This is a genomic window from Sphingobium indicum BiD32, from assembly GCF_000382885.1.
Classification (GTDB): Bacteria; Pseudomonadota; Alphaproteobacteria; order Sphingomonadales; family Sphingomonadaceae; genus Sphingobium; species Sphingobium japonicum_C.
Genome location: NZ_CAVK010000177.1, coordinates 1 through 7,814 on the forward strand (window position 1 = coordinate 1; position 7,814 = coordinate 7,814).

At 63.6% G+C, this 7,814-nt stretch carries 7 protein-coding genes; 5 read left to right on the forward strand and 2 right to left on the reverse strand.

Annotation, left to right across the window (positions count from 1 at the left end; all coding sequences use genetic code 11):
* Positions 1 to 62 precede the first annotated feature (62 nt).
* The 4 genes from der (at position 63) to EBBID32_RS17325 (ending at position 3,229) form a co-directional block, all read left to right on the forward strand.
* The gene (gene der / locus EBBID32_RS17310; RefSeq protein ID WP_006962024.1) at positions 63 to 1,427 is read left to right on the forward strand and encodes a ribosome biogenesis GTPase Der; all 1,365 of its coding nucleotides are present in this window, start codon (positions 63 to 65) and stop codon (positions 1,425 to 1,427) included.
* 5 nt (positions 1,428 to 1,432) lie between these two features.
* Positions 1,433 to 1,648, forward strand: a complete 216-nt coding sequence (locus EBBID32_RS17315; RefSeq protein WP_006962026.1) for a sulfurtransferase TusA family protein — start codon at positions 1,433 to 1,435, stop codon at positions 1,646 to 1,648.
* Positions 1,649 to 1,738: 90 nt separating this feature from the next.
* Positions 1,739 to 2,179, forward strand: coding sequence for an Hpt domain-containing protein (locus EBBID32_RS17320; RefSeq protein WP_006962028.1), 441 nt, complete (start codon positions 1,739 to 1,741; stop codon positions 2,177 to 2,179).
* Between the two features lie 45 nt (positions 2,180 to 2,224).
* A complete protein-coding gene (locus tag EBBID32_RS17325) occupies positions 2,225 to 3,229 on the forward strand; it encodes an LLM class flavin-dependent oxidoreductase (protein ID WP_006962030.1) in 1,005 nt (334 codons plus the stop codon).
* Here EBBID32_RS17325 and EBBID32_RS17330 read toward each other — a convergent pair.
* Positions 3,207 to 4,298: an acyltransferase family protein gene (locus tag EBBID32_RS17330; protein WP_006962032.1), complete on the reverse strand. Its 1,092-nt coding sequence runs from the start codon at positions 4,296 to 4,298 to the stop codon at positions 3,207 to 3,209. The genes EBBID32_RS17325 and EBBID32_RS17330 overlap by 23 nt on opposite strands.
* Before the next feature lie 194 nt (positions 4,299 to 4,492).
* Between EBBID32_RS17330 and EBBID32_RS17335 the strand changes: the two genes are divergently transcribed.
* The gene (locus EBBID32_RS17335) at positions 4,493 to 6,148 is read left to right on the forward strand and encodes an ATP-binding protein (protein ID WP_037491527.1); all 1,656 of its coding nucleotides are present in this window, start codon (positions 4,493 to 4,495) and stop codon (positions 6,146 to 6,148) included.
* A 71-nt stretch (positions 6,149 to 6,219) separates the two neighbouring features.
* On the opposite strand, the gene EBBID32_RS17340 is transcribed toward EBBID32_RS17335, so the two are convergent.
* Complete coding sequence (locus EBBID32_RS17340; RefSeq protein ID WP_006962036.1) at positions 6,220 to 7,671, reverse strand: MATE family efflux transporter; 1,452 nt, start codon at positions 7,669 to 7,671, stop codon at positions 6,220 to 6,222.
* Positions 7,672 to 7,814: the final 143 nt, after the last annotated feature.

Here is a 7,814-nt window from a genome sequence, read left to right on the forward strand (position 1 = left end):
CCCGCCTTCGCGGGAGCACGGCGTTTATCGATTTTGAGTTTTTCGGAAGGAAACGGGCCTCCATGCTGCCCACAGTAGCCATTGTCGGACGGCCCAATGTGGGCAAGTCCACCCTCTTCAACCGCCTGGTCGGCAAGAAGCTGGCGCTGGTCGACGATCAGCCCGGCGTCACCCGCGACCGGCGGGAGGGCGAGGCGCATCTGCTTGGCCTGGACTTCATCATCGTCGATACCGCAGGCTATGAGGATGAGGACGCCAACAGCCTGCCCGGCCGGATGCGGATGCAGACCGAGGCGGCGGTCGAAAATTGCGACCTGGCCCTGTTCATGATCGACGCACGGGCGGGCATCACCCCGCTGGACGAGGAAATCGCCCGCTGGCTGCGCGCCAATGACGCCCCGGTCGTGCTGGTCGCCAACAAGGCGGAGGGCAAGGCCGCCGACGATGGCGTGATGGAATCCTTCAGCCTGGGGCTGGGCGAGCCGATCCCCTTTTCCGCCGAACATGGTCAGGGCATGGCCGACCTGTTCCAGGCGCTGCTGCCGCATCTGGAAAAGGAAGATGACGAGCCGCACGAAAAGGAATTTTACGAGGATGACGAGAGCGCGCCGCTCAAGCTCGCCATCGTTGGCCGCCCCAATGCGGGCAAATCCACGCTGATCAACCGGCTGCTGGGGGAAAACCGCCTGCTGACCGGCCCGGAAGCGGGCATCACCCGCGACAGCATCGCCGTCGACTGGATGTGGATCAGCGATGAAGGGCAGGAACGCCCCGTCCGCCTGATCGACACCGCCGGCATGCGCAAACATGCCAAGGTGCAGGACAAGCTGGAGAAACTGGCCGTCACCGATGGCCTGAACGCTGTGAACTTCGCCGAAGTCGTCGTGCTGCTGCTCGATTCAACCCGCGGGCTGGAGGCGCAGGATCTGCGCATCGCCGACAAGGTGCTGGAGGAAGGGCGCGCGCTCGTCGTCGCGCTCAACAAATGGGACACGGTCGAACATGGATCGGCCCTTTATCAGGGGATCAAGCAGGCCTTGTTCGATGGCCTTGCGCAGGTGCGCGGCGTACCGATCATGACCGTGTCGGCCGCGACCGGCAAGGGACTGGACGACCTGATCCGCGTCGCGTTCGAGACCCGCACCACATGGTCCAAGCGTGTGTCGACCGGCGTGCTCAATCGCTGGTTTGAAAGCGCGCTGGAGGCCAATCCGCCGCCAGCGCCCGGCGGCAAACGGATCAAGCTGCGCTACATCACCCAGGCCAAGACCCGGCCGCCCGGCTTCATCCTGTTCGGCACCCGACTCGATGACCTGCCAGAAAGCTATCGCCGCTATCTGGTCAACGGTATCCGCAAGGAACTGGGCTTTGGCGCGGTGCCGGTGCGGTTGACGCTGCGCAGCGCCAAAAACCCCTTCGGCAAATAGGCGCGATGGCCGAACCGGTCATCGTCCATGCGCGCGGCATGAAATGTCCCTGGCCCGCCCTGCGTGCGGCACGGGCCATGCGCGATGCGCGTGCGATCCTGATCGAAGCGGACGACCCGATTGCCGGGCGCGAACTGGAAGCGCTGGCCCGGCAGCATGGCTGGTCCTTTGCGGCGCTTGCCCCCCACCGATTTGCGTTGTCCCGAATTGCGCCAGATTGAAGCAAACAATCCATTGCTGTTCGCCACGCTTTAACCCTCTGTTTACGCGCACCGCCTATTTTTGTCCTCCTAGAGCAAGGAGTGGCACTGGTGCCCCATCAAGAAGCCGACCTCGTCAACTGGAGCGATTTTGCACGGACCCGCGGTGAGCTGGGCACGGCATTTCTACGCATCCTTGGCTATTTCCGTGAAGATGGTGCCAAATCGATCGGCGCGGTCGAGGACGCCTTTCGCGCCCGCAATGCCGCCGCGCTGGTGACGCCCGCTCATACGCTCAAGGGCGAATCGGCGCAATTTGGTGCGTATCGGCTGAGCGCCATGGCCGAAGAGATTGAGATGGTCGCCCGCCGCTGCGTGGAAACGCGTGAAAGCCCGGACGAACTGATCGAAACCGTCGTTGCGCTGCGCCCCTGCTTTTCCGAGACGATGGCTCTGCTCGACCGCGACGCCAATCCGCTGGTCGCGCGCCGACCGGTCACATTTGGCCGTCGCAGTGACGCCCCGGTACAGGGCTTTGGTCGCGCCGTCTGATTTTTCCGTATTGAAATAAAACCCTTCCTGCCCCAAATGGCAGGCATGACACGCTTTTCCATGCTCGACCTCGTCCCCGTTCGCCAGGGTGACAATGTTTCCACCGCGCTGGCCAATGCCGCCGATCTTGCCGTTCATGCCGAAAAGCTGGGCTTTCATCGCTACTGGGTCGCCGAACATCATGGCATGGCGGGCATCGCGTCGGCCGCCACCTCGGTCGTGCTGGCCCATATCGGCCATGCAACCTCCACCATGCGTATCGGGGCTGGCGGCATCATGCTGCCCAACCATGCTCCGCTGCTGATCGCCGAACAGTTCGGCACGCTCGCCGCCTTGTTCCCCGGCCGGGTCGATCTGGGGCTGGGTCGCGCGCCGGGGTCAGACCAGCGCGTCGCGCAGGCGATCCGCCGCAATCTCGCGGGCGGCGCGGACCAGTTCCCGCGTGACGTCATGGAGTTGCAGGCCTATTTCGCGGGCGACACGCGGCTGGGCATAGAGGCAACGCCGGGCGCGGGCGAGGATGTACCCCTGTGGATTTTGGGGTCCAGCCTCTATGGCGCGCAACTCGCCGCTGCGCTGGGCCTGCCCTATGCCTTCGCCTCCCACTTCGCGCCCGGCGCGCTGGACGAGGCGATCGCCATCTATCGCCGCGATTTCCGCCCATCGGCGCAGCTCAAATATCCCTATGTCATGGCGGGCTATAACGTCTTTGCCGCCGACAGTGCCGAAGAAGCGCAACTGCTCGCCAGTTCGATGCAGCAAAGCTTCGTGCGCCTGCGCACCGGTCAGCCGGGCAAGCTCCAGCCCCCGGTAGAGGGCTATTATGACAGCCTGCCGTTCCAGTCGCAGGCGATGCTGTCCGATATGCTGAGCGTGTCCAGCATCGGCACCCAGGCCGATGTCGAGCGTGATCTGGCCGCCTTCCTGGCGCGTACCCAGGTCGATGAACTGATCCTGGTCGGCCAGATCTACGACGTGCAGGCGCGCAAGCACAGCTTGGCCATCTCTATGGCCGCCGCACAGGCGCTTACCGCGCGCGAACCCGCCTGATCCGTCCACCGCTCAGCATAGCCGCCGCACCGGGCGCGATCCAGCGCAGCGCGGTGGCGATCAGCATGACCGCGCCTAGTACCAGCAGCGGCTGGATCAGCAGATAGAGTGGATAGAGCGGCGATCCGAGTGGCCCGAACACCTTGCCCAGCAACGGCCCCAACAGCCAGATCAGGATCAGGTGCGCACAGAAGAGGAAGAAGGCGAACGGCTCGATCCGTAGCAGCACGGCGCGCGCGCCGCTCCCCGCCAGCGCCCAGGCCAGCCGCCAGAAGGCCAGCGCTGCCGCGATCCGCACCACCAGGTCGATCGCATTGCGGGCCGGAACAGCCGGCAACTCCGCCAGCCCGACCGTCACATAAAGCTGGAGAGCGATCAGCAGCATGAAGGGCAGCACTGCCACCGCCAGTGGCAGCGCGATCGCGCGCTGCTCCCACATGCCGCGCCGGACAAGGATGCCGAGCGTGAAAAAACACAGGATCGACGCGCGCATCAACAGTGGCGGCCCCAGCCCTGCGACATGCGCCGCCGCCGCGGCCATGACCACCAGCCACAATAGCGATCCCGGCGACCGCACCAGCAACGGTGCGGCAATCATGCACAGAAACAGGTCGCGCAGGAACGGCATCTGGACATTGATGTCGGGATTGCGGCTGACGATCAGCACCTCCTCCACCACCCACCAGAGCGATGTCGGCACGGGTGCGCTCAGCGATACGAAATAGGCCGCGCCCGACACCAACAGGATGGCCAGCCCGTTCCACAAGATCATCGGCAGCAATATCGTCCGCGCCTTGCGCCGCACATGACCCGGCCAGTGACGCGCACCGTCCGACCCGGCCACCAGCCAACCGGAAATCAGCCCCAGCAGCGGCACCGCGCTGCGCCCGAATATCTCCATCAATGCCCAGCGCAGAACGTCCTGGCCGGTGCCCCGCAGCGCTTCGAGCGCTTCGCCGTTCTGCCCGGTCCACGCATGGACATAAACCACCCCCAGGATGCAGATGACACGGGCTATGGCGATCGCGTCGGAGCGACGCGCTCCATCGGCCAATATCGTTTCGGACAAGCAAAGATCCTGACTGTTACGCGACAATAATGCGCCAGTCGGCCCGCTGTTCCCGCCGCCTCAAATCGATCCGTTTTGGACCTGTGCCCACCGCGCGTTAACCGTCCGCGCCTATAAGCCAATCTTTACCTCTATCGCCTAGATAAGTCCCTGTTTGCCGGAAGCCGCTCCGGTCGAAGGGACGACAAAGGCTCATGACCCACATGCCGGGCGCACAACAATTTTCCAATGCTGCATCGTCCGCACGCCCCGCACCGGGTGACTCCATGGGTATGGTGTTCCAGATTGCCGGGTCCAGTTCCAAGGTGATGATCGACGCCATGCGGCTGGCCGTGCTGGGACAGGACGCCGACCCCTGCACCGCAATGGCGGGTCAGGTCGGCAGTCAGGTGAAGATGCGCGTGGGCAATTGCTGGCTGGTCGCCAGCGTGCGCGCGATGACGCTGGATCAGGCGAGCAAGAGCATCATCGCCGACATCGACTTTCTGGGCGAAGGCGATGAGGAAAGGCTGACCGGCCGCATCTACCGCTTCCGTCGCGGCGTCACCCGCTATCCCACGCCCGGCACCGAAATCTATCCCGTGTCCAGCAAGGACATGCAGCAAATCTATGCCGCCGACGACCGGCCGAATGTCGAAATCGGCACCGTCTATCCCACCAACGACACCCGCGCGGCCCTCTATGTCGATTCGATGCTGGGCAAGCATTTTGCGCTGCTGGGATCGACCGGCACCGGCAAATCGACCAGCGCCGCGCTGATCCTGCACCGCATCTGCGACCTGTCACCGCAGGGGCATATCGTCATGATCGACCCCCATGGCGAATATGGCGCGGCCTTCGCCAACAATGGCGCGGTGTTCGACATCAACAATCTCGCCCTGCCCTACTGGCTGATGAATTTTGAGGAACATTGCGAGGTATTCGTCACCTCGTCCGGTTCCGAACGCACGGTCGATTGCGACATTCTCGCCAAATGCCTGCTCGCGGCGCGGTCCAAAAATCGTCTCGCTGAACAGATTGGCCGCCTGACTGTCGATTCGCCGATCCCCTATCTGCTCTCCGACCTCACCACCATCCTGCAAAATGAGATGGGCAAGCTCGACAAGGGCACCAATTCGCTGCCCTATATGCGGCTCAAGACCAAGATTGACGAGATCAAGGCCGACCCGCGCTACAGCTTCATGTTCTCCGGCATGTTGGTCGCCGATACGATGCAGGCGTTCATCGCCAAGATTTTCCGCCTGCCATCGGACGGCAAGCCGATCTCGATCATCGACGTGTCCGCCATGCCATCCGACATCACATCGACCGTCGTGTCGGTATTGTCGAGGTTGGTGTTCGACTATGCCATCTGGGCGCGCGACGAACCGCAGCGACCCATATTGCTGGTCTGCGAAGAAGCGCATCGCTACATCCCCAACAGCACGATCGGCGCGGGTCAGGCCGTGCGCAAGATTTTGGAGCGGATCGCCAAGGAAGGCCGCAAATATGGCGTATCTCTGGGCCTGATCACCCAGCGTCCGTCGGACCTTGCCGAAGGCGTACTGTCGCAATGCGGCACCATCATTTCGATGCGCCTGAACAACGACCGCGACCAGGCTTTCGTGAAGGCCGCCATGCCCGAAGGCGCACGCGGTTTCCTCGATTCGATCCCCGCCCTGCGCAACCGGGAAGCGATCATCTGCGGCGAAGGTGTCGCGGTGCCGATCCGCGTCGCGCTCGACAATCTGGAAGAACATCGCCGCCCCGCATCGGGCGACCCCAGCTTCACCGAATTGTGGCGCCTGTCGGGCGGCGAGGACGCCATCCTCGACCGCACCATCACCCGCTGGCGTAATCAGGGGCGGTAAAAATATGTCCGTTCGCCCTGAGCCTGTCGAACGGCCACCCTTCTTGAAATGCAATGCTAGGCTTCGACAATTCAACCAATCGGCGCGATCCGGCCGGCGGGTTCGACTTCGCTATTCACCGTCTCGCGACATTCTTCCTCATGCACTGGCACCAGCAGCTTGGCCTTGCGCCAGCCGCCATGGGCATAGAGGAGGAAGGCCAGCAGCAGCGATACGAACGACCCGGCCGGGAAACTGAACCACAGCGCGTCCGGCCCGATCAGCGGATAGCCGACATAATAAAAGCCGATCCGCACCACGAACAGGGTGAAGATCAGGATGATCAGCGGCTGCACCACCACGCCGTTGGCGCGCATCACCCCGAACAGGATCATCGTGCAGCCAAAGGCGATGAAGCTCCAGCTGACCCGCAACTGCATGTGCCAGGCTTCGGCGATCACCGCGCCATTGTCGCCCAGGAACAGCCCCAGAAGCGGTTCGTGGAACACCAGCATCACCGCAACCATCGCGCCGGTGATCAGCAATTGATACCCGATGCCGACCCCGGTGATCCGGCTGATCCGGTCCCAGCGGCCAGCGCCGACATTCTGCGCCGCCATCGCGCTGACCGCTGCGCCCATCGCCATCGCGGGCATCTGGAGGTAGGTCCATAACTGCTGCGAAGCGCCATAGGCCGCCGTCACCAGCAACCCTTCGCGATTGACCAGGCCGATCATCACGAGTCCCGACACCGACATGACGATCATCTGGAGGCCCATCGGCAGCCCCTTGCCCAGCAGCACCCCCATCTGGTCGGCGGCGGGGCGCAGATAGGCGAGTTCCGCCCCGCGCAACCGCAGCGGCAGATCCTTGGCATAGGTATAGGCGATGATGCCGATCAGGCTGACAAAGCCCGCCACCGCCGTCGCGGTCGCCGATCCGGCGATACCCATGGCGGGAAACGGCCCCAGTCCCAGGATCAGCACAGGATTGAGGATCAGGTCCAAGGCGACGCTGACGACCATGAACATCAGCGGCGTGCGCGCGTCCCCTACCCCGCGCAGCCCCATCATGATCATCACCGACAACAGGCTGGCTGGCATGGCGATGAAAATGACGCGCAGATAGACCAGCGCCATGTCATAGGCTTCCGCCGGGGTCGCCAGCATCCGCAGCAAGGCAGGTGCGCCCAGCCATCCAGCGGTCGAAACCACGATCGCCATGGCCATGCAGAAACCGACAGCCGATCCGAACGCACGCCGCGCCGCGTCGATATCGCGCCGCCCGATCGACTGGCCGATCATCACCGTCGACGCCATGCCAAAGCCGAACACGACCGAGAACATGAGGAACATGATGATGTTGGCGTTCGCGGTCGCCGCCAGCGCCTGCGGCCCCAGAAACCGCCCGACCCAGATCGCGTTGATAGATCCATTCAGGGATTGGAGGATATTCGACGCCAGCGTCGGAATCGCAAACAGCAGCAGCGTGGACGCGATCGGCCCCTGCGTCAGGTCTTTTGCGCCCGCTTTATCCGCTGCCATGCTCGTTCCCCAACCCCCGACGTTTCGCCGATTCCTTTGCAGGCCAGACCCCAATTCCTCCCCTGCAAGAGGAGGGGGACCGCCGCGTAGCGGTGGTGGAGGGGTGTCGCCCTATCGATAGCATGACACCCCTCCGTCTGGCC